Source organism: Bradyrhizobium sp. ma5 (genome assembly GCF_042258955.1).
Classification (GTDB): domain Bacteria; phylum Pseudomonadota; class Alphaproteobacteria; order Rhizobiales; family Xanthobacteraceae; genus Bradyrhizobium.
Genome location: NZ_CP170156.1, coordinates 1,306,719 through 1,331,055 on the forward strand (window position 1 = coordinate 1,306,719; position 24,337 = coordinate 1,331,055).

At 59.7% G+C, this 24,337-nt stretch carries 22 protein-coding genes and 2 pseudogenes; 18 read left to right on the forward strand and 6 right to left on the reverse strand.

Annotated features, from left to right (window positions below; translation table 11 throughout):
- Nucleotides 1-41: 41 nt before the first annotated feature.
- Entirely contained in the window at nucleotides 42-419 is a 378-nt protein-coding gene (locus tag ACE103_RS06025; protein WP_375778693.1) for a hypothetical protein, read from the forward strand.
- A gap of 1,130 nt (nucleotides 420-1,549) precedes the next feature.
- On the opposite strand, the gene ACE103_RS06030 is transcribed toward ACE103_RS06025, so the two are convergent.
- The gene (locus ACE103_RS06030) at nucleotides 1,550-2,068 is read right to left on the reverse strand and encodes a septal ring lytic transglycosylase RlpA family protein (RefSeq protein ID WP_375778694.1); all 519 of its coding nucleotides are present in this window, start codon (nucleotides 2,066-2,068) and stop codon (nucleotides 1,550-1,552) included.
- Nucleotides 2,069-2,708: 640 nt separating this feature from the next.
- On the opposite strand from ACE103_RS06030, the gene ACE103_RS06035 reads away from it, so the two are divergent.
- Together ACE103_RS06035 and ACE103_RS06040 are read left to right on the forward strand one after the other, a co-directional pair.
- Entirely contained in the window at nucleotides 2,709-3,062 is a 354-nt protein-coding gene (locus ACE103_RS06035; protein ID WP_223970422.1) for a low affinity iron permease family protein, read from the forward strand.
- A 49-nt stretch (nucleotides 3,063-3,111) separates the two neighbouring features.
- Nucleotides 3,112-4,161 (forward strand): flavodoxin family protein, encoded by a 1,050-nt coding sequence (locus ACE103_RS06040; protein ID WP_375781017.1) that lies wholly within the window; start codon nucleotides 3,112-3,114, stop codon nucleotides 4,159-4,161.
- Between the two features lie 56 nt (nucleotides 4,162-4,217).
- Here the strand turns inward: ACE103_RS06040 and ACE103_RS06045 are convergent.
- Nucleotides 4,218-4,295 (reverse strand): annotated as a pseudogene (locus tag ACE103_RS06045) (SOS response-associated peptidase); the annotation flags it as partial.
- Between the two features lie 43 nt (nucleotides 4,296-4,338).
- Between ACE103_RS06045 and ACE103_RS06050 the strand changes: the two are divergent.
- Nucleotides 4,339-4,603 (forward strand): annotated as a pseudogene (locus tag ACE103_RS06050) (IS5/IS1182 family transposase); the annotation flags it as partial.
- Between the two features lie 102 nt (nucleotides 4,604-4,705).
- Here ACE103_RS06050 and ACE103_RS06055 read toward each other — a convergent pair.
- Nucleotides 4,706-4,990, reverse strand: coding sequence for a hypothetical protein (locus ACE103_RS06055; protein WP_375778695.1), 285 nt, complete (start codon nucleotides 4,988-4,990; stop codon nucleotides 4,706-4,708).
- 855 nt (nucleotides 4,991-5,845) lie between these two features.
- On the opposite strand from ACE103_RS06055, the gene ACE103_RS06060 reads away from it, so the two are divergent.
- The 14 genes from ACE103_RS06060 (at nucleotide 5,846) to ACE103_RS06125 (ending at nucleotide 20,469) form a co-directional block, all read left to right on the forward strand.
- The gene (locus tag ACE103_RS06060; RefSeq protein WP_375778696.1) at nucleotides 5,846-6,316 is read left to right on the forward strand and encodes a DUF2231 domain-containing protein; all 471 of its coding nucleotides are present in this window, start codon (nucleotides 5,846-5,848) and stop codon (nucleotides 6,314-6,316) included.
- Nucleotides 6,317-6,363: 47 nt separating this feature from the next.
- The gene (locus ACE103_RS06065; RefSeq protein ID WP_375781018.1) at nucleotides 6,364-7,686 is read left to right on the forward strand and encodes a PQQ-dependent sugar dehydrogenase; all 1,323 of its coding nucleotides are present in this window, start codon (nucleotides 6,364-6,366) and stop codon (nucleotides 7,684-7,686) included.
- A 326-nt stretch (nucleotides 7,687-8,012) separates the two neighbouring features.
- Nucleotides 8,013-8,834, forward strand: coding sequence for a ubiquinol oxidase subunit II (cyoA, locus tag ACE103_RS06070; protein ID WP_375778697.1), 822 nt, complete (start codon nucleotides 8,013-8,015; stop codon nucleotides 8,832-8,834).
- Complete coding sequence (cyoB, locus tag ACE103_RS06075; protein WP_375778698.1) at nucleotides 8,834-10,825, forward strand: cytochrome o ubiquinol oxidase subunit I; 1,992 nt, start codon at nucleotides 8,834-8,836, stop codon at nucleotides 10,823-10,825. Before cyoA ends, cyoB begins: the two co-directional genes overlap by 1 nt.
- Entirely contained in the window at nucleotides 10,825-11,469 is a 645-nt protein-coding gene (locus tag ACE103_RS06080) for a cytochrome (ubi)quinol oxidase subunit III (RefSeq protein ID WP_223970411.1), read from the forward strand. Before cyoB ends, ACE103_RS06080 begins: the two co-directional genes overlap by 1 nt.
- A complete protein-coding gene (gene cyoD, locus ACE103_RS06085; RefSeq protein ID WP_375778699.1) occupies nucleotides 11,466-11,855 on the forward strand; it encodes a cytochrome o ubiquinol oxidase subunit IV in 390 nt (129 codons plus the stop codon). The genes ACE103_RS06080 and cyoD overlap by 4 nt, the downstream gene beginning before the upstream one ends.
- A 1,044-nt stretch (nucleotides 11,856-12,899) precedes the next feature.
- The gene (locus tag ACE103_RS06090) at nucleotides 12,900-13,523 is read left to right on the forward strand and encodes a phosphatase PAP2 family protein (RefSeq protein WP_375778700.1); all 624 of its coding nucleotides are present in this window, start codon (nucleotides 12,900-12,902) and stop codon (nucleotides 13,521-13,523) included.
- A gap of 177 nt (nucleotides 13,524-13,700) precedes the next feature.
- Nucleotides 13,701-14,048: a DUF3147 family protein gene (locus tag ACE103_RS06095; protein ID WP_223970406.1), complete on the forward strand. Its 348-nt coding sequence runs from the start codon at nucleotides 13,701-13,703 to the stop codon at nucleotides 14,046-14,048.
- Nucleotides 14,045-14,542 (forward strand): hypothetical protein, encoded by a 498-nt coding sequence (locus ACE103_RS06100; RefSeq protein ID WP_375778701.1) that lies wholly within the window; start codon nucleotides 14,045-14,047, stop codon nucleotides 14,540-14,542. The genes ACE103_RS06095 and ACE103_RS06100 overlap by 4 nt, the downstream gene beginning before the upstream one ends.
- Before the next feature lie 549 nt (nucleotides 14,543-15,091).
- Entirely contained in the window at nucleotides 15,092-16,879 is a 1,788-nt protein-coding gene (locus ACE103_RS06105) for a thiamine pyrophosphate-requiring protein (protein ID WP_375778702.1), read from the forward strand.
- A 1,219-nt stretch (nucleotides 16,880-18,098) separates the two neighbouring features.
- The gene (locus ACE103_RS06110) at nucleotides 18,099-18,299 is read left to right on the forward strand and encodes a hypothetical protein (RefSeq protein ID WP_375778703.1); all 201 of its coding nucleotides are present in this window, start codon (nucleotides 18,099-18,101) and stop codon (nucleotides 18,297-18,299) included.
- Between the two features lie 16 nt (nucleotides 18,300-18,315).
- On the forward strand, nucleotides 18,316-18,720 hold the full coding sequence (locus ACE103_RS06115; RefSeq protein WP_375778704.1) for a hypothetical protein: 405 nt from the start codon (nucleotides 18,316-18,318) through the stop codon (nucleotides 18,718-18,720).
- A gap of 148 nt (nucleotides 18,721-18,868) precedes the next feature.
- Nucleotides 18,869-19,288, forward strand: a complete 420-nt coding sequence (locus tag ACE103_RS06120; RefSeq protein WP_375778705.1) for a CopG family transcriptional regulator — start codon at nucleotides 18,869-18,871, stop codon at nucleotides 19,286-19,288.
- A gap of 5 nt (nucleotides 19,289-19,293) precedes the next feature.
- Nucleotides 19,294-20,469 (forward strand): PHB depolymerase family esterase, encoded by a 1,176-nt coding sequence (locus ACE103_RS06125; RefSeq protein ID WP_375778706.1) that lies wholly within the window; start codon nucleotides 19,294-19,296, stop codon nucleotides 20,467-20,469.
- A 144-nt stretch (nucleotides 20,470-20,613) separates the two neighbouring features.
- Here ACE103_RS06125 and ACE103_RS06130 read toward each other — a convergent pair whose 3' ends face one another.
- From ACE103_RS06130 to ACE103_RS06140, 3 genes are all read right to left on the reverse strand, one after another.
- Nucleotides 20,614-20,853, reverse strand: a complete 240-nt coding sequence (locus ACE103_RS06130; RefSeq protein ID WP_375778707.1) for a DUF3606 domain-containing protein — start codon at nucleotides 20,851-20,853, stop codon at nucleotides 20,614-20,616.
- 258 nt (nucleotides 20,854-21,111) lie between these two features.
- Nucleotides 21,112-21,267, reverse strand: a complete 156-nt coding sequence (locus tag ACE103_RS06135; protein ID WP_375778708.1) for a nuclear transport factor 2 family protein — start codon at nucleotides 21,265-21,267, stop codon at nucleotides 21,112-21,114.
- A 377-nt stretch (nucleotides 21,268-21,644) separates the two neighbouring features.
- Nucleotides 21,645-23,558 carry a potassium transporter Kup gene (locus tag ACE103_RS06140; RefSeq protein WP_375778709.1) on the reverse strand — a complete coding sequence of 638 codons (1,914 nt, stop codon included), beginning with the start codon at nucleotides 23,556-23,558 and terminating at the stop codon, nucleotides 21,645-21,647.
- Nucleotides 23,559-24,337 lie beyond the last annotated feature (779 nt).

Consider the following 24,337-nt stretch of genomic DNA (forward strand, 5'->3'; position numbering starts at 1 on the left):
GAAACCCGGTGCGCATGGCCCTCGCGCTATGGCCCCTGTACTTGAAATCTCGACGCGGTTCATGGCCCGTCAAATCGGCGTTCGCCTTCACGGTGCTCGTCGCGCTAGTTTTGGTCACGCCGATCTTGCTCGCCGCCTATGCGATAGCCCAGCAGAGCGACACGCTCATGGGTTGGCTGAAAAGAGCGCGTGAGGGCGGGACAGAGGTGCCGGACTGGGTCGCGCGCCTGCCCATCGCTGCCGAAAGCATGGAGTGGTGGTGCCGCGCCGGTCTTTCCGATCCGAAGGCCGCCACGCAAGTTGAAGACGCTGAATGCCGACCACGTGTCCGACCTCCTTACGACTTTTGGCGGTCAACTGATACATCGGCTGTTCCTATTGTTCTTCTCGCTGCTGGCCTTGTATGCCTTGATGCGTAGCGGTTCTTCGGCGTTCTGGCTGGGTTCGGTCTGATCGGATTGTTCGTCGGGCCGGTTATCATGGCAGCGATTCTAACGATCTGGAGCGAATGGATATTCCGACCAGCGACACAGGTAGCAAGGGCTGCCACGAGTTTCGAGCGCTGCCGTGCAAGTCCAGTTTCGCCGTGAACGCCATCGCCGAGCGGACGCTGAATTTCTGAACTTCACAGCTCGTTGCCGCCAGCCCACCTCAGCGGAGTCCCGACAGTTAGTCTGAAGCGCAGCTCCGGCTATCCAGTGCATGGTCGTGTCAGGGCGGTGTTTAGCTGCCGGCCGGTGAATCCATTTGAGCTTAACGCTCAAGGTATCAAAAAACGGGGATACCGGGAAAACAAGGGCTGCTCCCGGGCCAAGCCAGCACTTGTCAGCGCAATCGGCCGCGAATGAGCAAAACTTCGTCCTTCGCCGATCCCTATCTGGCGAGATTATAGTCATCGTTTGCTGAACGGCCATGTTTTGACTCTCCTCAAGGACGTCCGGAAATTTGCACGTTGTGCTCGACGACAACCTGTCGTGCTCTCCCGAACGGCGGAGACACGAACCCGCAAGTTCGTCGCCATGCGGCTGTTTCGCACAGCAAAGCGCGGGAAGACGACCCTCGGAGCGCCTGAAGCCGTGGCGCGGCGGGACATGCATAAACTTAGGCGAACCACGCCGCGTAGCTATCTCCCACGTTTGTGACGTTTACGTCACCACGCATTCGACCGGTCCCCCTATACTCGACGGTCCGGGAGAGTCTGATGTTTGATGTCTATGTGAACGAAAGAAACGGTCTTTTAATCGTCGCGCGGGGCTGCGCCGTTCCCGAAAAGGAACGCGGCCCGTGGCGAAAGAAGCGCTCGGTGCGAACCGTAAGCGATCGGATCCGGGCTGACATACGCGTCGCCGGATTTCATCGCCGAAACCTGGCAACTCGCCCAAAGTCACATCGTGAAATCCTCGGCAGTCGCCCCAGTCCGCGCGCGGGTACGGCCGATAGGGCGAGATGCGCGGAGCAAGGATCTTTGATCTGTGAAGCTTGGTGACGATGTCGGCTATGGCGTCGTCCACCCATTTGTCCATCGTGCGATCCATTCGCGCAGGGCAGGCTAAAGGACCTCGCCGCGAACTTCGACAACGCCACGATCCATAATTCCCAGGCTGCGCGCGGCGCCGCGCGAAAGGTCGAGCACGCGACCCCTGATGTTTGGTCCGCGGTCGGTGATGCGGACGACAACTGATTTATCCGTCGCAAGATCAGTTACGCGAACTTTCGTGCCGAACGGAAGGCTGCGATGTGCGGCTGTTGGCAGCTCGCGGTCGAATGCAATGCCGCTCGCTGTCTTCCCCGTCCGATACGAGTAAAACGATGCCTTGCCAGAGAAGGTGCGGCTGGGGGTCTGCGTGGGGGGGCTATCTTCCGCACCGTCCCGTACCTTTTCAGCGTTTATTGGCTGTTTTTTTTGATATTCCTTCGACTGATCAGGTGCCGCGGGAGCGGGGTCCGCGTGCGCCTTCGGGATGATAGACCATCTCTCGTCGAACGTTTGCGCTGCAGCAGGATAAGCGAAGGTGGCCGCCGAGATCGATACAGCCGCTAGTGTAACAATCTTCGGAAACGCACGCATGGCACGCCACCTCACCAAAACAATAAGAACAATGCGGACGTGCTAGGCAGCGTTCCCATGTATCGAAATAGGTGCATTGCGCTGCGTACATATCCGCTCAGGAACAAGAGAGGATCTAGAGCGAAGTCACGAGATCGACCCGATCACTGACCTCTTTTTTGAGCCCGCTTCTTAGCTGCCGCGCGCATATGATCGACCAGACTAGGAGAGGGATGGCCCGCTGCTTTTGCCGATCGTTTCGCTGCCGCCGTCCTTGCAGGTGAGAGCCTTTTCGACTTCTTTCGCGGGTTAGTTTCCTTCGAGGGTGGCACCGTGCCATGCCTAGCCGGTTCGTTCGGGGCGTCCGGCAAGTCGTTGCAACCCGAGTTGAAGGGCGCCGCAGCGCTGCGGCCTAGGGGTGGAAAAAGATCGTCTCCAAATAACGACCATCGTTACCGCGGCAAGTCCGAGACCCGCAATTAGCATTGCCAGGACGCTTGGCCCTGGCCTTGCCTGCCGAAGTTTCCCGCCTCGGCGCTTGAGGCGTCTGGGCCTTTGGTGCCCTCGACGCTCTCTAGCATGCGAAAACTTACCGTTTCCCAAGGCTCCGGAAAGGGAACTACGCCCGTTGACGCGCCGTTAAGTCGCGGAGGCCGCTAATATGACAAGCCCGCATGCCGTGAAGCCTGTCACGCACTGGACGACCAGAGTCGGCCAAGCTACCGCGCACCCGGCGGCCTTCGCGGTCGTCGTGCTTTATGCGGTTGTATGGACTGTCTTTGAGCGCCGCACGTTCGACTTCAACGCTATTGCGACGTTGGCGGTCTGGATGATGACGCTTTTCATCCAGCGATCCAGCCGCCGCGATACGCTCGCCATTCACGCGAAGCTCGATGAGCTCTTACGCACCGATGAAAAGGCGCGATCCGAACTTAGTACGCTTGATGAAAAGGAGCCCGAGGCCATCGCAATCCATCGTGATGCCGAAGTGCGAGCGTCGCGCCGTGACCAATAGCTTCCTTACACATTGGAGATGAGAATTGTCTGCTGATGTACGCAAGGGTATGCCGCCCACCAGGATTGATCGCGCCAGTTTCGAACGGCGCTATCGCGCGCGGCTTTCGGATCCGGCATTTGAGCCGCTGCAGAACGAAATTGACGCGTTGGTCGGTGCTGGCTGGGATGCCTATGCGCACTCGCGCAAATCCCCGAATACGCGAAAGGCAGGTCCGGGTTATGCTGATCCCAATTACGACCTTGCGAGTGATTGGATCGATACGAAGCGTGCCCTGGAAGAGGCCCAGCGCCAACATGACGATCCAAAGCTGAAACCTCGTATCCTCCTCATCAACGGCTCGTCGCGCAACGAGCATACTTGTCCGGGGGAGGTGTCGAAGAGCTGGCGTATGGTCGAGCTTGTAGAGCCCTGCTTTCATGAAATGGGCTACGATGTTGATATCCTTGATCTCTCCCGGCTTACCGCAGAGTACGGCAGGAATATTCATCCATGCAAGTCTTGCGTCTCAACCTCTATGGCGCTGTGCCACTGGCCCTGCAGTTGCTACCCCAATTATTCGTTGGGGCAGACTGACGATTGGATGAACGAGATCTATCCGCTGTGGGTTGCCGCCCACGGCGTCATGATCATCACGCCCGTCAATTGGTACCAGACACCGACCGGCCTCAAGGCCATGATCGATCGCCTGGTTTGCGCAGACGGTGGCAATCCGGATCCAACTTCGACTCACGGCAAGACAGCGAGGGAAGCTAAAGAACTTGAGCTGCAAGGGTGGCCATATCCCAAACATTTGAAAGGGCGATATTTCGGTGTCGTCGCACATGGCGACAGTGTCGGTGCGGAGACCGTCCGACGCGTGCTAGTCGACTGGCTGACCGATTTGGAGTTAATCTCCGCGGGCGGCATAGCCGAGGCCGATGGCTATATTGGGTATATGAAGCCTTACGCGACGTCACATCGTGCGTTTGACGATGACAAGGCCTTCCAGGACAAAGTTCTGAACGTCGCGCGGGCTCTAGGCGCAGCGATTGAGTTGGCTCGCACCGGTCACCTCGACAATCCGGCAAAGGGTCTGAAGGACCCCGAGCCAAAATAGGTTATGCGAATCTGGAGTGAAGGAGTTGATGATCCATCATGTGTGCTTTTGAATACCTTCGGGTGGATGGCGCCGACCTCGGCGTTCGGCTCCGTCGTGAGGAACGCGTAGAGGTCGTTGGTCGTCTCACCTTCTGGATCTTCCGGAAAGACGTTGCCGCATGTCTCAAAGGGCCACGTTCGACTTGCCGGAAACCTACTGCTCTCTCGACTTAAATCCGGGTCAATGCTGCTTGCCACCGTGGATGACGCCGACTCGATCAGGGAGCTTGCCATGAAGAAGGGCGCGCCAACATCCCGCCGAAAAGCAACTGCAGCGATCCGATCTGCTTCGTGGCGACGCGCTACGATAAGCTGGCCGCCAACTATTTGCCTTCGTTCAGCTCGCGTCAATCAGGCTGTGGCTGCGTCTTGATGAGTCCGCGTCCCAGTCCTGCGTCTGATGAAGCTTCTTCGTCCGCGTCTCCATCTCCCATGCAACTCGACGGATCGTGAGCTGGCCTATACCAAGGGAATGCCCGCCGAGCGGACCGGCGGGCATCGTTTCACATCGTCCGATGGTGCTTGCGGTGCTTGTGGGACCGGCTTGAGGTCATCTTGCCGGATCCGCCCCGCTCTTTGGTGTCGTTCAGGGTCGCGCCCGGATTAGCGGATCCTGGGCTGCTGGTAGCGCCTTGACCGCTCTTTGCTGCGGGGGAATTGCCGCCGCCGCCTCCACCCTGCGCGGATGCAGCCGCAATCGATCCAAAGACAAAGGCGGCCGCCAAAATGACTTTCGCTGCTCTCATCAAACGTTCCTCCGAATAAGCTTCAGTAAAAAAAGCGGTCATCCCGGAGTTGTTCCTAAAGCATACCTTGGGCCTGAACGGATGGCGTTGGTCGGGAAGGTACGCAGGTTGGCACGTTGTGTGTCGGAGGGGGCCTCCTGCGTCAAGCCGATCACTCAAACCGTCATCGCTCAGAACAGGAAAGCGCGGCGGACAAGGTATCAGGACAAGAAACTACGAGAGTCTGACTATGTCAGGGAAGCAAAACGGGCCCGCGCCGCCTCTATCCCGCTAGGGCATACTGATAAATCAAGCGCGCAAAACTTCGGGACTGGGTGCGGCGCGGCGGGGAGCAAGAACGGGCGGCGGCCGACCGAAACACTTTCTAATTCTCAAAATTTGCACGTCCGATAAAATGATTCATCGAATGAGAAAGGCTTGCCCGGCCATAAGAGCTGGCCGCCCGCGAAACGCTTATGCTCCGCCCTTGCGGGCCGGTGGTCTTCTCGTCCGCCAACATCGATCCACGGGCTGTTCTGGCCGGTCATAACGTCCGAGACGCTCCTCACAGCGGTCTGTCAGTACGAGGCCCGCTCGGGCACCGTACGTTCAGGTCCCCCGCCATCCAGGGAGGCGGCGCGACCAGCCCGATCGGGACGACACGAGGGGTGTCCCTAAGGATGCCGTGTGCTTGGCATGCGGACCGTCGTGACGTTCTAACTAGCAACGGCCCGGGCGGCAGTGAATGGGAACGACTTCGTGTCGGTTCGATTGTATCAAGGGAGACGGAATCCAAAGCAGGACAGTCGCCAGCGTGGCCATCCGGTGTAACGCCCGCTTGACCACGTTTTCCATCGATGAGTAGCTTAGGAACCCCGTTTCAAGCGAACCGTTGAAGCCTCATCCCGGAGGCGCCGAATGCCAGAAGTCACAACAGCCAACACCAACACGCGCGTGGACGCGACGGCGCGCATTGCTTTGCATCCGATTCATCCGATGCTGGTGCCGTTTCCGATCGTATGCTTCATCGGCGCGCTACTCACCGACATCGCCTATTGGCGAACGACGGAGATGATGTGGGCGGATTTCTCGGCCTGGCTGTTGTTTGCAGGCCTCCTGATGGGCGGCCTCGCGGCAATCGCCGGGTTGATAGATTTCATTGGTCGCCGCCGCATCCGCCAGATCGCGGCAGCCTGGTGGCACATGATTGGGAATATCGTTGTTATGCTGCTCGCGCTCGCTAATTCGTTCGTTCACAGCCGCGATGCCTGGACCTCGGTGATACCCGAAGGGCTGGTGTTGTCGGGGCTAACCGTGCTCGTGATGCTGGTCACGGCTTGGTTGGGCGGAGAGATGGTTTACCGGCGTCGCGTAGGAGTTGTGGATTGATACGCGTGATCAGCAAGCTCGTCACGAGGCGCGAACTCCGGCTTACGATCATCCTTTCGGCATTGCTCTGCCTTGCGGGGTGCAACGAGGCCGCACCTGATCCCAAGACTCAAATTGGAGCGCACCCAGATCTACCGGGGCAGGAGCAGTATTTGATTCCGCCGATGCACATCGCGCCGGCCGCGGGCTGGCAGCAGGGGGAGAAGCCTGCGGTCACCGACGGCCTGCAGATCAACGCGCTCGCGACCGGCCTGCAGCATCCGCGGTCGCTCTATGTACTCCCGAATAATGACGTTTTGGTCGTCGAATCCAAGGCGCCGGGCACAGAGCCGATCAAGCGTCCAAAAGACTTCATCATGAAATGGGTGGAGTCCTGGGCGACGTCCGGGGGCGACACCGGGGAGAGCAACCGGATCACGCTGCTGCGTGACGCGAACGGCGACGGCAACCCCGAGGCGCAAAGTGTGTTCCTCGATCATCTCAACTCGCCGTTCGGCGTCGCCTTGGTCGGCGAGGACCTCTATGTCGCCAACACCGATGCAATCGTCCGCTACACCTACCATACCGGCGATACCAAGATCACATCACCGGGCGAAACCTTGACGCCACTGCCCGGCGGTCCGATTGATCATCACTGGACCAAAAGCATTGTTGCGAGCCCTGACGGCAAGCTGCTTTATGTCGGCGTCGGCTCCAACAGCAACATTACCGAAAACGGCATTGAGGCGGAGAAGAACCGCGCCGCAATCTGGGAGGTCGAGCGCGCCACCGGTCGGTGGCGGATCTTCGCAAGCGGATTGCGTAACCCAAACGGACTCTCCTTCGAACCGCAGAGCCGCGCGCTCTGGGCCGTCGTAAACGAGCGCGACGAGATCGGTCCTAATCTCGTCCCGGACTATCTGACTTCGGTGAAGGACGGCGCGTTCTACGGCTGGCCTTACAGCTACTATGGCCAGCATGTCGATCCGCGAGTGCAACCGCAGCGCCCCGATCTTGTGGCGAAGGCGATCGCGCCTGACTACGCCCTGAGTTCGCATGTCGCGCCGCTCGGCCTTGCTTTCTACAACGGCAATGCGCTGCCGCCGTCCTATCGTGGCGGCGCGTTCATTGGCGAGCATGGCAGCTGGAATCGGCCGCAGCTCAATGGCTACAAGGTGGTGTTCGTGCCCTTCGCCGACGGCCAACCGAATGGGCCGGCGCAGGATGTCGTCACAGGCTTCCTGAGCAAAGACGCGAAATCGCGCGGCCGCCCAGTTGGACTGGCGATTGACAAATCCGGCGCTCTGTTAATTGCTGACGATGTCGGCAACACGGTGTGGCGCGTGACGGGGGCTGGAGATCAGCAAACGCACGCGTTGATGCAGCAATGAGGTGCGTTTGTGCGTAGGGCCGGCGCTCAGCGCTATGTAGGAGAGAGCTATGGGACCGGCGCAATATCGGGTGATCCCCGTTCGTGACGAACGGGGCGTGTTGCACGACCGCAATCTTATACGGCGAACATGTCACGAAGGAGGCGGCTCGAGTCCGCAGCCGTCGCCGCGCCGCTCGCGATCGGGCAGGGTTATGAAGTTCATGTCAGCGTGCCGGCACGAACCGTAGCCGAGGCTGCCCTCAAGCATTCGCTAAATAGCGGGAACCGATCGTTTCCGACGGCGTTTAGGGGCTGGACCCGGCTCCAGGTGACTTCAGCACATCCATGAACATTCTTGATCCCCAAGGCCCGGTTGCTGCGGCGGAGCGGACGATCCTGGTGGATTCGGTCACCATCATGCTTGCGATCGTGCTGCCGACGATCGTGGCCATTCTCGGAGTTGCCTGGTGGTACCGGGGCTCAAATCCAAAAGCGCAGTATCGGCCGGACTGGGCATATTCCGGCCGGATCGAGCTGGTTGTCTGGGCCATCCCCGCGCTCACCATCATCCTACTCGGCGGCGTCGCCTGGATCGGCGCACATCAACTGGATCCAGCCCGTCCTGTGGCGGGCACCGGACAGCCGCTCAAGATCCAGGTCGTTTCGCTCGATTGGAAATGGTTGTTCATCTATCCCGATCAGCGGATCGCGAGCGTGAACACTGTAACGGTGCCGGTCGGCGCGCCGCTGCAATTCGAGCTGACGTCATCGAGTGTAATGAACGCGTTCTTCATCCCGCAGCTTGGCAGCATGATCTATACCATGAATGGCATGGTGACCCGCCTCCAGTTACGGGCGGACAACGAAGGTGTCTATCGGGGACTCTCGGCGCATTTTAGCGGCGACGGCTTTCCCGGCATGCTGTTCGACGTCAACGTGGTTTCGCAGTTGGCGTTCGCTGACTGGGCGAAGCGGGGGGCCGCAAGCAATCAACTGCTCAACATCGACAGCTACGCCAAGCTCGCACGCCAATCGGTCGGCGATGCAAGGACCACCTATCGGCTGGAAGACCCCTTACTGTTCCAGGCGGTGGCGACCCAGCATATTCCGGCCGCGCCCGGTCCATCGCTGGACCGGGAGGCTGAAGTCTCGCCACGGAGCCGTTGATGTTCGGTAAGCTGAGCTGGTCTGCGATCCCGATCGATCAGCCGATCCCCATGGCAGCCTCCGGCGTGGTGGCACTCGTCATTCTCGGCGTGTTGACCTGGGTCGTTCTCTCAGGCCGTCTGCCTTATCTCTGGCATGAATGGATCACGAGCGTCGATCACAAACGGATCGGCGTGATGTACACGCTGCTCGCCGTGGTGATGCTGTTGCGGGGCTTCGCGGACGCGTTGATGATGCGTGGTCAGCAGGCAGTTGCCCTGCAGTCGCAGGGCTATCTCCCTCCCGAGCACTACAACCAGATCTTTTCGGCACACGGCACGATCATGATCTTCTTCGTCGCGATGCCGTTCGTGATCGGGCTCATGAACCTGGTCGTACCGCTTCAGCTCGGCGTGCGCGACGTCGCGTTTCCGACGCTCAACTCGGTCGGCTTCTGGCTGACCGCAACCGGCGCGCTGCTGGTTAACATTTCGCTTGTGATCGGCGAGTTCGCTCGGACCGGATGGCTGCCCTATCCGCCGCTGTCAGAGATGACATATTCGCCGGGTGTGGGCGTCGACTATTATTTGTGGTCGCTGCAGATATCGGGCGTCGGAACGCTGGTGGCCGGAATCAACCTGGTCACGACGGTGCTCAAGTTGCGTACCAAAGGTATGACCTATCTGCGTATGCCGATGTTCTGCTGGACTGCCCTGGCATCAAATCTCTTGATCGTCGCGGCATTTCCGATCCTGACTGCGACGCTGGCGATGCTGATCCTCGACCGCTATCTCGGCTTTCACTTCTTCACCAATGAAGCCGGTGGCAATGTCATGATGTTCATGAACCTGATCTGGGCCTGGGGACATCCCGAGGTCTACATCCTCGTGCTGCCCGCATTCGGGATATTCTCCGAGGTCGTCTCGACGTTTTCCGGCAAGCCGCTATTCGGCTACCGGTCGATGGTAGTCGCGACCATGGCGATCTGCGTTATCTCGTTCATGGTATGGCTGCACCATTTCTTCACGATGGGCGCGGGTCCAAACGTCAATGCGATCTTCGGCATCGCCAGCATGATCATCGCGGTGCCGACCGGCGTGAAGATCTACAACTGGCTTTTCACAATGTATGGCGGGCGCATCAGGTTCGCGACACCGATGCTGTGGTCGATCGGCTTCATGGTGACGTTCCTGATCGGCGGCCTGACGGGCGTCTTGGTCGCAGTGCCGCCCGCCGACTTCCTGCTGCACAACAGTCTCTTCCTGGTGGCGCACTTCCACAATGTCATCATCGGCGGCGTGCTGTTTGGCGCGTTCGCCGGTTACACTTACTGGTTTCCCAAGGCGTTCGGCTTTCGGTTGCACGAAGGACTAGGCAAAGCCGCATTCTGGTTCTGGCTGATCGGATTCTATGTCGCGTTCATGCCTCTATATGTCCTCGGTCTGCTCGGCATGACGCGGCGGATGCAACATTACGACGTGCCGGAATGGCGTCCGTGGCTGCTGGTTGCTTCGGTGGGCGCGCTCATCATTTTAATGGGAATCGCGTGCCAGATCGCACAGCTCGTAGTCAGCATCCGGCACCGTGTCACCTTACGCGACCACACCGGCGATCCCTGGGATGGTAGGTCGCTCGAATGGGCAACGGCATCGCCGCCACCGGTGTTCAATTTTGCAGTCATGCCCGACGTCAGCGGGGAGGATGCTTATTGGCTGATGAAGCAGCGAGCGAAATGGCAGGACAGTGACACGATGCCCGACTACCGGGACATCGAGATGCCGAGGAATTCGCCGACCGGGTTCATCTGTGCGTTCTTCGCGACCGTGATGGGCTTCGCGTTGATCTGGCACATCTGGTGGTTGGTGGTCGTCGGCGCGATCGGCGCGTTTGCAACCTTTGTGGTGTTCGCCTGGCGCGACCACGACGAGTACGTCATTGCGGCCGCCGATGTCGCGCGGATCGACCAGGCCATTCTAGCCGAGCGGCTGGCCTCGATGAGAGGAGTGGGCTGATGGCGATAGCAGCGATTGCGCAGGAAGATCCACATCGTCTGCGGCGCCTGGATGCCTCCAGAGCCGTGCATTCCGGACCGGCATCGAAGCGGATCGTCACCGGTTACGGCTTCTGGATATTCCTGCTCAGCGACATGGTGATGTTCGCCTGCTTCTTCGCAACCTACGCGGTGCTGTCGGGACAGACTGCCGATGGCCCGAAGGGTGCCGAGCTGTTCGATTTGCGCTCGGTCGCCGCCGAGACCGGATGCTTGCTGTTATCGAGCTTTACCTGCGGATTGGCCAGCATTGCCGCCGACGAGCGCGAGCCGATTCTGTTTCAATTAGCGATGGCGCTGACCTGTGCGCTCGGCCTGGCATTCCTCTCGCTCGAGCTGCGGGAATTCATAGGACTTGTCGACCGCGGCGCTGGGCCTACCCGTAGCGCCTTCCTCACTGCATTCTTTACCCTTGTCGGGTGTCACGGCCTGCACGTCTCGGCGGGCGTGCTGTGGCTGCTGACGATGATGGCGCAGGTGATAGCTAAGGGATTCCGGGCCGACATCTTGCGCCGCGTCATGTGCTTTGCGTTGTTCTGGCACGCGCTTGACATCATTTGGGTAGCAGTCTTCTCGGTGATTTATCTGATCGGGGCCGGCAAATGAGCGATCATTCGCTTGAACCGCATGCAACCGACGTCGCGCCCGGCGATCAAGGCGAAGGCCGCGTCCGTACCCGCATCCTCGGCTATGTCGTCGGTCTCGGGCTTGCTGTCGTTCTGACCGCCACTTCGTTCTTCATTGCCGGCACCGACCTGGTCTGGCAGCCGAGCATTCCGCTTGCGATCATCGTTCTCGCGATCGCCCAGATGGGCGTGCATCTGGTATTTTTCCTGCACATCACGACCGGCCCCGACAACACCAACAATGTAATGGCGCTGGCCTTTGGCGTGTTGATCGTCGTGCTCGTGATCGGCGGCTCGCTCTGGATCATGGCAAATCTAAATGAGAATATGATGCCGATGGATCAGATCATGCAGATGCAACGATAGCTCGACTCGTGAGGAGCGGTGCGCTTGCCTTACTGCGAACTCGAGAGGGGATTATTCGGATTGCTGCCCCCACCCGAGTCGGACGGTATGCGTTCTTGTTCGGCATGTCTCGGTGGTTGCGACCGTGATCTCGGTCGGCATACTTATTGAAGCCGGCAGTGCTCATAGCCCTGTCATGTAGACCTTGATGTCGGGTTATGTCCCGAGCACATTCCCCACACCATCGCGGGCTGTGCGCACAACGGCATCAACGGTAACATCAAACTTCCTGTAGACGTCCGCAGTTTTTCCAGAGCCACCGAAGCTATGCTTGCCAACAAAACGTTCCTGGAGGTTTAGATAACGATCCTAGCTCATCTGCACGGCCGCTGGCGCGGGATTGTCTCCGAGCACGGTCCGTCGATAGGCCGCATCCCGCTGGTCAAAGATCAGCGTACCGGGCATGGAGATTACGGCGGTCGGGGTACCATCCGCTGCAAATCGACCTGGCCGCGACAGCGAGTTGCAATTCTGAACCGTGGCTATCAGGGTCACTCAACGTGTCCCCTCAGCCTCCAGCATCACGTACCCCACGGGCGGATCGATTTGCCGCATTTTCCTCCCGGCGTAGAAGCGGCACGGCTGACGAGACAGGGCTAGCAATGCTGCCCGGCGCGGAGCGTCCAGGATGATCTCCCAGCACTCGGCTGTTTCAACTGCGTAAACAGCCAGGTGCGGGATCGGCCCGCAGCGCCGGAGAAAACATCGGGATCACGTCACCCAGGACGTTACGGGACTGCGAGGTTCATCAGGAGTAAGAGCCAAGAAAGTAGCGGATCGAACCCCGGTAGCTCAGGCCGATGCCAGCACCTGCGAAAAGTGTCAGCGTGGTCTAAAGGCAATCGCTACCTTGGTTTCGCTGCGATTTCGGTTGCCGCGAACCATTTGGTCACCCCAACGCGAAAAGACAATCCCTTGGCGCCCACGACCGAGATTATGACAGAGAGATGAACCCGGCGACGATTGGCGCGTTGGTCGGTTCCATGACTCAATTTGGCCAAGCCCATGAGTAGAGTACGCCGCATCCAATCAGGCCGTGGACCCCATTTCCCGGTCACCATCCGCCCCACCAAGGTTGATGTCGTAGCGGCACGTGAAATTGCCAGGGATACGGCGCCTGCACCGGAAGAGGTCGCCCGCGCTTTGACCTGGGGCGCAGACGAGAAGATCCTCCTCGTTCTGGCAGGAGCCGGCTGGCTCGCTTCCCGCGGCCGGGAAGAGTGGCTCAGACGCGCCGGCAATCATGCTTTGCTGGTAGCGGTTGCGGCCGCACTGTTGCCGCACGGAATGAAACGCCTGTTCGACCAGACCCGGCCGGACCGCACGACTGTGCTAGGCCACATCCACGGCATCTCCTTTTCGGGAAAACGCGAGGACGCTTTTCCCTCAGGCCACGCGTTACATATGGGAGCGCTGGCCTCGGCCGCCGGCACATTGCCCGCTGGACCCCGCCGGGCAGTCCGGGCGTTGGCGATTGGGCTGTCCCTGACGCGCGTAGTGATCCTTGCGCATTGGGTGACCGACGTCGTAGCGGGATTCGCGCTCGGAGCCATGCTTGAACGACTCCTTCGACTGTGGACCGGTTATCCGCGTCCTTCTCAAGAGGACAATACTCTTGCCGACACTTGAGGATCTGAAGGAATGCACCGAACGCAGGGCCGCCTTATGGCTGCAGGGCAAGGGGAATGCCCAGGGATTCAAGGTCTGTCCTTTCGCCCTTAAAGCCATTCCAAGGGTCGGATGTTCGTGCACGGACCCGTTCCACCGGATTCACGATCCGCGATCGCAACTCTCGGAGAAGGCGGAATGACCGAATATGTCCTGCGCTTTCTGATCGGCGGCGTCGTAGTGTCGGCGTTTTCGATGCTGGGAGACATTCTGCGTCCCAAAAGTTTTGCCGGTCTTTTCGGCGCTGCACCCTCCGTAGCGCTGGCTACACTTGGTATCGCCATTTACCAACATGGAGCCGCCTATGCGGGTCAGCAAAGCTCGGCGATGACAGCCGGCGCGATCGCGCTCGCCGTCTACAGCGTCTTCGTCTGCCAACTACTCATTCGCGCGCGGCTGAGGGCCGCATCGGCGGCGGTACTGTCATTTGTCATTTGGCTGATCGTTGCGTTCAGCCTGCTGCCTCTTACCGTCGGCCAGACATGAACCCCCTCCGCCTTTCGCCATCGTCCCTGAAGGAAAGCCGTTGGTATGAATATGCGGTTCGCTTCATACTCGGGGGCGCCGCGACTATCTTTACCGGCATGATCAGCCATGCCTTTGGCCCAGCTGTCGGCGGTCTTTTCCTCGCCCTCCCGGCCATCTTCTGCGCCAGCGCAACCCTGGTCGAGAAGCACGAAATCCGCCGCAAGCGAGAAGCTGGCCTCGACGGAAGGCGACGCGGGCGGGAGGCGGCGGCGTTGGATTCGGCCGGCGCCGCGCTTGGAGCCCTCGGGATGCTATCCTTTGCGGTCGTATTCTCCCTAGTCGTCGAGCGCAGCAGCCTGGCCGCCTTTACCAGTGCTTCATTCGCCTGGCTGGTTGTCTCGGTTGGGAGCTGGTACGCGCGCCGAAAAATGCGGCCAGCGCCCTCCGCGGGCTTGCGGGCGGCCAAGTGCATGAAAGCTCGAATTGAAACCTCTGACGAAGCGGGAGGTTGAGGAGAGGGGACGGTCGATCGAGCGGAAAGAAAACCCTCGGCTGGGACCGCCGCGACTTCTTCCAAGTCGCCGCTGCGGCCGGTCTCGCCGCCGCCGCACCTCGACCTCTATCTGCCGCGCAGCTTTCGGAAACCGTATACAAGAAAGCTAGCCATGCCAGAAAATCCGGATCTACGCTTGCCAGCCCGAAGGGCGGGACGACGAGTTTCAGCAAGAAGCCGGTGTCCAACTAACGCGTACTGGTTCTCTGCAATGACTCCGCATCGAGTGGATCGTCTGGCTGTTGTAACGACTGGCCTGACGACGGATAGCGCTCAGCTTCGGCTTTCTCCGAGGGGAATGAAACAGCGGCCGCCGGGCGTCACCAACGATCTCGGCCATGTGAGAAAACTTGACCCTTGTCGCTACACGAAGGTCCCCCCAAAATGGCTGCAATCAACGCCTCGAAAAGCCCGCTTGTTCCAGTCCCTGAGCGTAGCAGAGCCGGCCCGTGGAACAGGTGGTGAAATCGGCGGTTCTTCTCAAAGCTCTCAAGCCCCGAGATACGCCATGTCGCAGACGGTCGGTGATTTCGTTGTGCAGCGCCTCCATGACTGGGGTGTACGCCACATGTTCGGCTATCCTGGCGACGGCATAAACGGCGTTTTCGGTGCGCTTAACCGATGCAACGGCAAAATTGATTTTGTCCAGGCGCGGCACGAGGAAATGGCAGCTTTCATGGCGTCGGCCTATGCCAAATTTTCCGGCCGCCTCGGCGTTTGCATCGCGACCTCTGGTCCCGGAGCGTCGCATCTTACGACAGGCCTTTACGACGCGCTGATGGATCATCAGCCGGTGCTGGCCATCGTCGGCCAGCAGGCGCGCAATGCGCTCGGCGGACAGTATCAGCAAGAACTCGACCTTGTCTCGATGTTCAAGGATGTGGCGAGCGCTTACGTCGTGCAGGCCTCAATGCCAGGGCAGGTGCGTCATTTGGTCGATCGTGCCGTCCGGATCGCTTTGTCGAGGCGGACGGTCACCGCCATTATTTTGCCTAACGATCTGCAAGATGAGGTCTTTGAAGATCCGCCACGCGCCCATGGCACGTTGCGATCAGGTATTGGATATTCCGCGCCCAAGGTCACACCGCATGATGCCGATCTCGCCCGTGCGGCTGAGATCCTGAACTCCGGCGAAAAAGTTGCGCTGCTGGTGGGCGCTGGCGCGCTCGGTGCCAGCGAGGAGATCATCGCCGTCGCCGATAGACTTTCTGCCGGGTGTGCCAAGGCGCTTCTCGGCAAGGCGGCGTTGCCGGATAATCTTCCCTGGGTGACTGGCTCGATCGGTCTACTCGGCACTGAGCCCAGCTACAAGATGATGATGGAGTGCGATACGCTTTTGATGGTCGGATCAGCCTTTCCTTATTCGGAGTTTTTGCCAAAGGAGGGAAGGGCGCGCGGCGTCCAGATCGACATCGATGCAAGCATGCTTTCCATGCGTTTCCCGATGGAAGTCGGTCTCGTCGGCGACGCCAAGGAGACGCTGCAGGCACTTCTGCCTCATCTTCAGCAGAAGCCAGCCGGAACCTGGCGACAGATAATCGAAGATAATGTTCGGGCCTGGTGGAAAACGCTCGAAGAGCGGGCGAAGCAGCCGGCCAAACCTGTCAACCCGCAGCGTGTCGCGTGGGATATGTCGCCGCTTTTGCCGGATCGTGCGATCATTACCAGCGATTCCGGATCCTGCGCAAACTGGTTTGCTCGCGACGTAAAAATCCGCGACGGCATGAAGGCCTCTCTCTCCGGCGGTCTCGCCTCAATGGGTGCCGCAGTGCCTTACGCGATTGCTGCCAAATATGCGCAGCCCGACCGTCCCGTCATCGCCCTTGTCGGAGATGGCGCGATGCAAATGAACAATATGGCCGAACTCATCACGGTTGCGAAATATTGGCGAGATTGGTCCGATCACCGATGGATCGTCTGCGTGTTCAACAATGAAGATCTAAATCAGGTGACGTGGGAACAGCGCGTCATCAATGGCGATCCCAAATTCAACGCCTCACAGCAAGTGCCCAATGTATCTTACTCCCGCTTTGCCGAGTTGATCGGACTTCGCGGTATCTACGTTGACGGCCCCGACCTCCTTGAGTCTGCTTGGCAGCAGGCGCTTGCGAGCGACGTTCCGGTCGTTCTTGAAGTCAAGACCGATCCGGAAGTTCCGCCGCTTCCGCCGCACATCACCTTGCAGCAAGCAAAGAATTTCGCAACCGCCCTCGCGAAGGGCGATCCGAACGAGACCGGCGTCATCAGGGGGGCTGCACGGCAAGTACTCGAAACCATTTTGCCAGGCCGCGGCTGAATACGGTACTTCCCGCCGGGTAGGCACAGCGCGGCGAAACGATCCTTCGGCGCTTGCCTGCCCGCTACGCGCCCCGCACGCCCCGAGTCATGACCAGCATAAGGCATCCAGTGACGCCGGACGGGCGATATTTGTCGTGAAGCGAAAGCACTGACGCCTAATCAATTTCAACAAGAGGGCGGCGATTCTCGCTTGATGCTGCGACTCGCGCTAGTGGCACATCGTCACCGGCGGTGGTGAAATCGAGGCTGCAGCGCTCGCCGCGCGTCCCATGGCTCGCCTTCTCGGCTGGCGGTAGCGGGATTCCCTGAACGGCTCTTCGGTGTGACGGGATAGCCTGAAGGGATCTCGTGTTCCTGGCTTGCCGATTGCATTACATCGCTCATTTCCGCTTTCGATCGCGCCGCACCGTCTGAAATTCCTCAGGCCCTTTAATGAGCCTGCGCTGACGACTGGCCTGATCGTCAGGGCTGGCCGCGGGGCCGGTCACCGTGTCGATACGGCCAGTTCGCGGGCGCGTTGCTTTGGGTCTTCACGGCCTTGCTGGCCTCCGTGCTCAGTCAGGGGCTTGGTCGGTATGGTCAAACCGAGTTCGACCAGCCGGCTTCGGACAGAGACGGCATGCCCGGTTGATATTCAGCCCAGTTGGCGACGGTTGCGCGCATTTCAGGCGATGCGCGAAACCCCTTTAGAGGATCCTCGCTCGTAGCGGGCCGACCCGCCTTTTAGGGTGAACCCTCATTGCCTTCTTCATGTCTTATGTTGTCCCTCAAAACGGAGTCGAGCGGGAGATGGTGATTCCCTTCTCTGCCGTCAGAATAGTCTCGTCGGCATTTGCAGGTCGAAACGTAACCGTATCAGATGCAAAGAGAACCCAGCGAGAAGGCCATGCTGGGGCCGAGTTGCGCGGAGCAAGTCCGACGAACGATCCAACGCGTGCTTACTTCTTCGTGTGCTCCTTGCGCGCCGTCCTTGGAGATGGTGCTGTTGCTCTTGCCTGCCGTGCCTTCCCTCTCTTCGGATCATTCTGCGTCGCGCCTGGATTTGCCGCGCTCGGACTGCTGGACGCGCCCTGACCCGAGGTCGCAGCCGGGGAGTCTCCGCCGCCGTCTTGTGCGGATGTCGTCGCAACTGAGCCAACTATGAATGCGGTCGCTAAGGCGATCTTTGCGATTTTCATTTGGTCGTTTACTATGCGGCTTTCCCGTGGGGGCATTCAATGTTCGACCCCGCTACCAGCGCGCTTTTGCGCGCGGTCCTGGACGAAGTTTGCGAGAGCGTTTTGGCACGCGAAACCGGAGCGCGCACGCACGTCGCTTCAAAAATCTTGGAAGCAGCGACCCGCGGCGAGGTCTCGCCCGCTGGCCTCAGCCAGGTGGGATGCGAGGCCCTCTCCGGGCTGCCGACCATGTGTCGCTGAAAGCGAGACGCGGCGGGTGAACTTCCAGATCACAGTGTTGAAGATCTTAGTGTCCTATCCGGGCGGATTCGCCGTGATGGACGACATCAAACGCGACATGGCGACACTGGCGACGAGCGGTCGGGACTGGGCCGACCGGACCAAGCGGCTGGCTGCACGAGTGCCGGACCTCGACATGTTTTCGCAAGGTCTGGTCGATCGCGAAAGCGGTGGCTGGAAAATCACTGCTCGGGGGCGGGCCGTGCTCGAGATCATGGAGGCGCGCGCCGGCATCGACCCGCCGATCGAGACCGTACCGCCCGAGACAGTCGATGCAGCCGTACCGCCGCTACCGCCGCTCGTTGAGCGCGCGAAACGAAGGCGCGAACGGCGCGAGCGTCGTCGCGAAGGTCGCGAACCAGCTCGAGCGACCGCGTCCTGAAGGCGGCGTCGTAGAGAGCGCGAAATTCAAATCGTAGGTCACGGTGTGGGGACGACTACAGAAGTGTCTTTCTCGTCACACACCCCTTGTTCGGCGGATTTCGCCTTCCATATACCATCCATACAGATGGTATATGGAAGGCTGAGTGATGCCCTCGGATGTCCAGGAACTGAGGCCGAAGCCTCCGGAAAGTGAAAAGATCACCATCAATCTCGGCTTCGTTGACCTAGGCCACATCGATCTGATGGTGAAGGACGGGTTCTATTCGAACCGCACGGATTTCATTCGGACGGCGATCCGCAATCAGCTCGAGCGTCACGCCGACGTGGTCAAACAATCTACCATCCGTAAAGGCCTGGATCTCGGCCTTCGAAATTACACGCGCGCGGACCTCGAAGCAGCGCGGCAAGCCGGCGAGATGCTGCACATCAATGTGCTCGGCCTTGCCAGCATCGCGCAGGACGTCACGGCCGATCTCGCCCGCGCCACCATCGGCTCGGTCTCGGTGCTCGGCGCCCTCCATGCCACCCCCGCGGTCAAGGCCGCTCTCGCCGACAGAACAAGGTGAACACGATGTTTAATCAAGAAACGCTGCGAGAAGCCACGCGGTTGACCCGAGCGGGGCAACTGACCGAAGCCACGGCGCTGCTCCAGCGCATGCTCCGAGGAGAGCACGCGCCCGCTGCGGCATCTCTCGTCCCGCAGATCGTCGGTCTTCCGGGCGGCGTTCCGCCCGCCATCGACCTCAACTCTAACCGCATCGGCGGGGCCGACCTCAAAGCTCCGGATACCACGGCACATCGGCACCGGCCCCTGTTCGATCAGGCCAAGGACGGCACCTGGCTCGGCCTGCGGGGTGCCAAGCACGCGCCTGCTTCGAAGGCCGACATCATGCCGGAAAGAACGAAGTTCATCGACGGCAAGTACAGCAACAACGCTGGAAGTCGATCCTACAAGCTGTTCATCCCCAGCGGCTACCAACGAGGTCAGCCCCACCCGCTGGTCGTCATGCTGCACGGCTGCACGCAGTCGCCAGACGATTTTGCGGCTGGCACCAAAATGAACTTCATCGCGGAAGAACAGAACTGCCTGGTCGTCTATCCAGCACAGCCTTGCGCCGCCAATCAGTCCAAGTGCTGGAACTGGTTTCGCGCTGCCGACCAGCGCCGCGACGAAGGCGAGCCCTCGCTGATCGCGGGTATCACTCGCCAAGTCATGCGTGACTACTCGATCGATCCAAATTGTATCTTCGTTGCCGGCCTCTCGGCCGGAGGCGCCGCCGCAGCAATCATGGGAGCCACCTATAGCGATCTATACGCGGCGGTCGGGATCCATTCCGGCCTCGCTTATGGAGCCGCTACCGATATGCCGTCGGCCTTCACCGTTATGCGGCAAGGAGGCAAGGGCGGTCGCCCTGCGTCGACCGGCCCGGTGATCCCGACCATTGTTTTTCACGGCGATCGCGACGCCACCGTGCATCCCGACAATGGCGTCCAGGTCGTCGAACAGGCTATCGGAGCGACCAAGACGCACAAGAAAGTGCATCGCGGGCAAATTCCGGGAGGTCATGGATATACGCGAACGACCTACCTCGACGGTCAGCGCGAGATCCTGGAGCACTGGAACATCCATGGCGCCAGCCACGCCTGGTCGGGAGGGAGCCCCGCCGGATCTTATACGGACGGAGAGGGGCCGGATGCCACGAAGGAAATGCTGCGTTTCTTTTTGGAGCATCCGCACGCCGGATGAATTCGGAAGCTGAGCTACTCCGACGGCATCGTGAATGTGAAGCGCGTCTCCTTCGCAAGTCCCGCGGTCCTTGTCCCGGACTACGAAGTAGCCCCGTGCTCGGTCGCGTAGGTCGGATCGGCGGGGATCTCTGCTTCGTACTGTTTAGCCTTCTCGAGTAGTGCGCCGCTGGCCAGTTTCTCCGTCTCGCGATTCATCGCCGTCGCTCCAATCGATTCCGAGTTCTTTACGCACGGAAACCGCTGAATTGCCGACCTTATCAATGGCCTTTCGAAGCTCTTCCTTGGATACGCCGAGGGCGCGCGCCCAGAGTTTGACCTCAACGGCCTGGTGCATGTCGATATGAAGGCGATCCGGTTGTTCCTTGATGGTCAGATTGCTCATGCCGGCGCCTCCTCTCGCAAGAACAGCGGCAATCTAACGAAGTTCCTATTGCCGCACGCTTTGTCTTAACACGCCGGTACAGCCCTGCTCGTTTTTACCCTTCTCCGCAGTTTGAGGGGCCGCAGCTAAGCTTCCTGATTTGCCCAACTCCATTAAGCGTTAGAACCGCATTGACCAGACCGGAGCCCGTAAAATAGGAGATTCTGATTTCGTTGCTGGAAGGCTGGAGGTCGTCCATCTCGAAAGCCGGGTCACGCCTCAGGCGATCAATCCAATAGGCGTGAAGCGCCTTCCGACCCAGACTTTCGTGCCGCCGCAATCACAGCAGATCACTGCGTCATCGGCAAACATGTCGAGGATGGTTTCAACATCGCCAGCGCGGTAGGCGTCGAGCCAATCAACCGCAGTGGCCATAGGGTCAAAGGGACATATTCTTCACGTACATGCCATTGTCATTGAGTAGCCTAACTGAGGGTGCGAAAGTCAGCTACAAAGCGGGACAATCGCGGAAAACATCGGCCGAAAATTTGGTGGTGGGCTGACAGGTCGGGAACAAGGGGCAACGCCAGTAGTCTCTATTTGCTCCTAGAAGTCACTCTTGCCCCCCACTGTTGGGAGTTTGAAATGACGGCCTCGGGGTTGCGCGCATGCTTCGCTGCAGGCGAAAATGATTTGGGGCCACGATGCTGGAAGCCGTCGTGTCGTTGATGGGGAACAGGCGTTTACGGGGGACTTACGGGAGCATGCTCGCTCCTGTCTAGCGCGATTCAAGAGAGGCATAGAGAGCGCCTTTACATCTCCACCTTGGTGCCTAGCTCCACGACCCTCGCGGGCGGAATCAGAAAGTAATCGGGGGCGCGCACTGCGTTACGCGTCATGAAAGCGTAAAGCGTCTCCTGCCAAAGGGGTACATCAGGGTGAAGAGACGGTACTGGGACTTCCCTGCCCAAGAAGAACGATGCTTGGGCCACGCTCGGTCCGAGTTCTCGAGAATGTGCGGCGAGGGCTGCAGGGACATCTGGCTTTTGGGCGAACCCAAATCTCATCTCGACTTGCTCTAGCCCAGGTGCGAGCTCGGTGGCGGAAATTCGATCTGAATCGGTTACTTTGGGAACACGCGCGGTCGTGATCTTCAAGAACATCAAATTTTGATGCACGACGCTGTTGTGTTTCAGATTCAGCGAAAGTGCGGCCGGCACGACATCCTTCCGCGTAGTGAAATAGATCGCTGTACCCGGGACCCGCACCGGCGGGTGCGGACCTGACAATTCTTCGATAAAAGCTTGGAGGGGAATCGCGTCGGCCTCGCGCCGCGCTAGGGCAACCTCGCGGCTACGCCGCCAGCTTAGCATGAGCGTCAGTGCGGCGCTTCCGACTAACAGTGGAAACCAGCCGCCCTGCGGAATTTTGTGGGCGTTCGACACCACGAACGTTGCGTCAAGCATAAAGAAAAATGCCGCGATCGGCCCGATGAGTAGCAGGGGCCACCGCCATACGACCAGGGCGGCCGTCGTAACCAAAACAGTCGTCACCAGCATATCGCCGGCGACAGCGATCCCATAAGCATTGGCAAGAGCCTCCGAGCTCCGAAATCCGAAAACGAGGCCCAGCACGGCGATAGCAAGTAGCCAATTCACCTGAGGCACATACACCTGCCCGACGGCCTCGTCAGAAGTCTGCCTGACGTCTAGCCGCGGCAGCGCTCCTAACTGGATTGCTTGTTGAACAAGCGCGAACGCGCCCGAAATAACTGCTTGGCTCGCGATCACGGTCGCACATGTCGTCAGGACGACGATCGGAACGGTCAGTGAGGTCGGAAACATCAGAAAGAATGGATTGATCGACGTGTCGGGATTGGAAAGCACGAGCGCGCCTTGCCCGAAGTAATTGAGCACCAGCGCTGGCATGACGAAAGCGAACCAATCTAGGCGGATCGACTTGCGGCCAAAGTGTCCCATATCTGCGTAGAGAGCCTCGCCGCCGGTGAGGGCGAGAAAGACAGAACCGAGCACAGTGAAGGCGATCCAGCCACCCGCGTGAACGAGAAAAGAGATGGCATAGCTCGGATTCAAGGCTGCCAGAACCTGAGGATGTTTGATCAGGTTCCATCCGCCTGCGGCGCCGAGGACAAAGAACCAAAGCGCCATGACCGGGCCGAAGAAGCGTCCGACGCTGGCGCTGCCACGGCTTTGGATTAGGAATAGCCCGACCAGGATGGTGGCCGCCAGCGGAACGACATACGGCTTGAGGAGCGGGGTAACGATTTCCACGCCCTCGACGGCGCTTAGGACTGAGATGGCCGGGGTGATCATTGCGTCACCAAAAAACAGTGATGCGCCCACGAGCCCGATAGTCAAAAGGGCCCTTCGCATATTGCGCAATTTGGGCAGCACAAGCGACAGCAGCGCCATTGTGCCCCCTTCGCCGTCGTTGTCCGCGCGCATGACGATCAAGACGTATTTAACCGCTACCACGAGGATGACCGCCCAAAACACCAGCGACAACACGCCAAAGATGACGTTCATATTCCCCGAAGTGCCGGAAGCCTTAATGGACTCGCGAAATGCGTAGATGGGGCTCGTACCGATGTCGCCAAATACGACCCCTAACGCCCCGAGCACGAGCGCGGCGCGCACGGGATCCGAAGCCTTTGCTTCAGTCGAGGCAACAGGCGCGGCGCCGTCTCCGGCAGCACCGTCGTTCATGTCGTTCCTCTTGCGGCCCCTAGAGCGTTGCGTCTAGCAGCCCGAAATCGATCGATTGCAGAGGTGCGCCTAAGAGCCGGATCGGCGCCGGCGTCTTTTCTATTGGACGGCGATGGCCCCAAAGCCGATTCCATCAAGCCGCCAACCGCGGTGGCTCTGCAGAAGGCGCCGATTGTTACGACTAGGATGATGGCCAACGCTCAATGTCCGGAAGCTTATACCTGCAGTGCCAATCGCGGATTATAGGGGTTTGTTCCAACTCGCGTCGCGAGCCGGGCTGCCTAGTGCCATGTCGGCTAAGATACCGAGCACTTGCCTTGCGGCTCCCGAGGCCGAACGCGACACCCAACTGTGACCTGAATCATCCCTCAAGCCGGCATTCTCGTGGCGAGGTGCAGCTCGCCATCTCGGCGCGCGCCAACAAACCGGTCGCGGGGCCGGGCTGGTTCGCGACGCCGTGAACGACCGCGACTTGAGAGCGGCAGGGATGATCGGGTCGGCGGGGCCGGTCCAACTGTCAAGCCTACCGCTGTCCAAAATGCAAGAACGGTTCGCAACCAGCGATATTTCATTGCCGAGGAGCGGTCGCAAGGAGGCGAGCGGTGGGCAGATAACGCTTCCTCAGATCGAGAGTTGCAGTAGACCAATTCGATGCTGGTCGGAGTGACGTTGTCGTGCAGCGCAGCATCTGCAAAACGGAGGCCCAACCGACAAGCAATGGTCGAAGTCGATCTGCAACGGAAACGCGCCCAAGGACATTATGTCTCAAGCTGAATAAG

Excerpts from the sequence above, each read along its gene's own strand:
- ACE103_RS06100 (WP_375778701.1), top strand. The coding sequence starts at position 14,045 with ATGAACCCCCTCCGCCTTTCGCCATCGTCCCTGAAGGAAAGCCGTTGG.
- ACE103_RS06090 (WP_375778700.1), top strand. The coding sequence starts at position 12,900 with ATGAGTAGAGTACGCCGCATCCAATCAGGCCGTGGACCCCATTTCCCG.
- ACE103_RS06135 (WP_375778708.1), bottom strand. The coding sequence starts at position 21,267 with ATGGCCACTGCGGTTGATTGGCTCGACGCCTACCGCGCTGGCGATGTT.
- ACE103_RS06130 (WP_375778707.1), bottom strand. The coding sequence starts at position 20,853 with ATGAGCAATCTGACCATCAAGGAACAACCGGATCGCCTTCATATCGAC.
- ACE103_RS06040 (WP_375781017.1), top strand. The coding sequence starts at position 3,112 with ATGCCGCCCACCAGGATTGATCGCGCCAGTTTCGAACGGCGCTATCGC.
- ACE103_RS06120 (WP_375778705.1), top strand. The coding sequence starts at position 18,869 with ATGCCCTCGGATGTCCAGGAACTGAGGCCGAAGCCTCCGGAAAGTGAA.
- cyoD (WP_375778699.1), top strand. The coding sequence starts at position 11,466 with ATGAGCGATCATTCGCTTGAACCGCATGCAACCGACGTCGCGCCCGGC.
- ACE103_RS06080 (WP_223970411.1), top strand. The coding sequence starts at position 10,825 with ATGGCGATAGCAGCGATTGCGCAGGAAGATCCACATCGTCTGCGGCGC.
- cyoB (WP_375778698.1), top strand. The coding sequence starts at position 8,834 with ATGTTCGGTAAGCTGAGCTGGTCTGCGATCCCGATCGATCAGCCGATC.
- ACE103_RS06055 (WP_375778695.1), bottom strand. The coding sequence starts at position 4,990 with ATGACCGCTTTTTTTACTGAAGCTTATTCGGAGGAACGTTTGATGAGA.
- ACE103_RS06060 (WP_375778696.1), top strand. The coding sequence starts at position 5,846 with ATGCCAGAAGTCACAACAGCCAACACCAACACGCGCGTGGACGCGACG.
- ACE103_RS06105 (WP_375778702.1), top strand. The coding sequence starts at position 15,092 with ATGTCGCAGACGGTCGGTGATTTCGTTGTGCAGCGCCTCCATGACTGG.
- cyoA (WP_375778697.1), top strand. The coding sequence starts at position 8,013 with ATGAACATTCTTGATCCCCAAGGCCCGGTTGCTGCGGCGGAGCGGACG.
- ACE103_RS06125 (WP_375778706.1), top strand. The coding sequence starts at position 19,294 with ATGTTTAATCAAGAAACGCTGCGAGAAGCCACGCGGTTGACCCGAGCG.
- ACE103_RS06140 (WP_375778709.1), bottom strand. The coding sequence starts at position 23,558 with ATGAACGACGGTGCTGCCGGAGACGGCGCCGCGCCTGTTGCCTCGACT.
- ACE103_RS06035 (WP_223970422.1), top strand. The coding sequence starts at position 2,709 with ATGACAAGCCCGCATGCCGTGAAGCCTGTCACGCACTGGACGACCAGA.
- ACE103_RS06095 (WP_223970406.1), top strand. The coding sequence starts at position 13,701 with ATGACCGAATATGTCCTGCGCTTTCTGATCGGCGGCGTCGTAGTGTCG.
- ACE103_RS06030 (WP_375778694.1), bottom strand. The coding sequence starts at position 2,068 with ATGCGTGCGTTTCCGAAGATTGTTACACTAGCGGCTGTATCGATCTCG.
- ACE103_RS06110 (WP_375778703.1), top strand. The coding sequence starts at position 18,099 with ATGTTCGACCCCGCTACCAGCGCGCTTTTGCGCGCGGTCCTGGACGAA.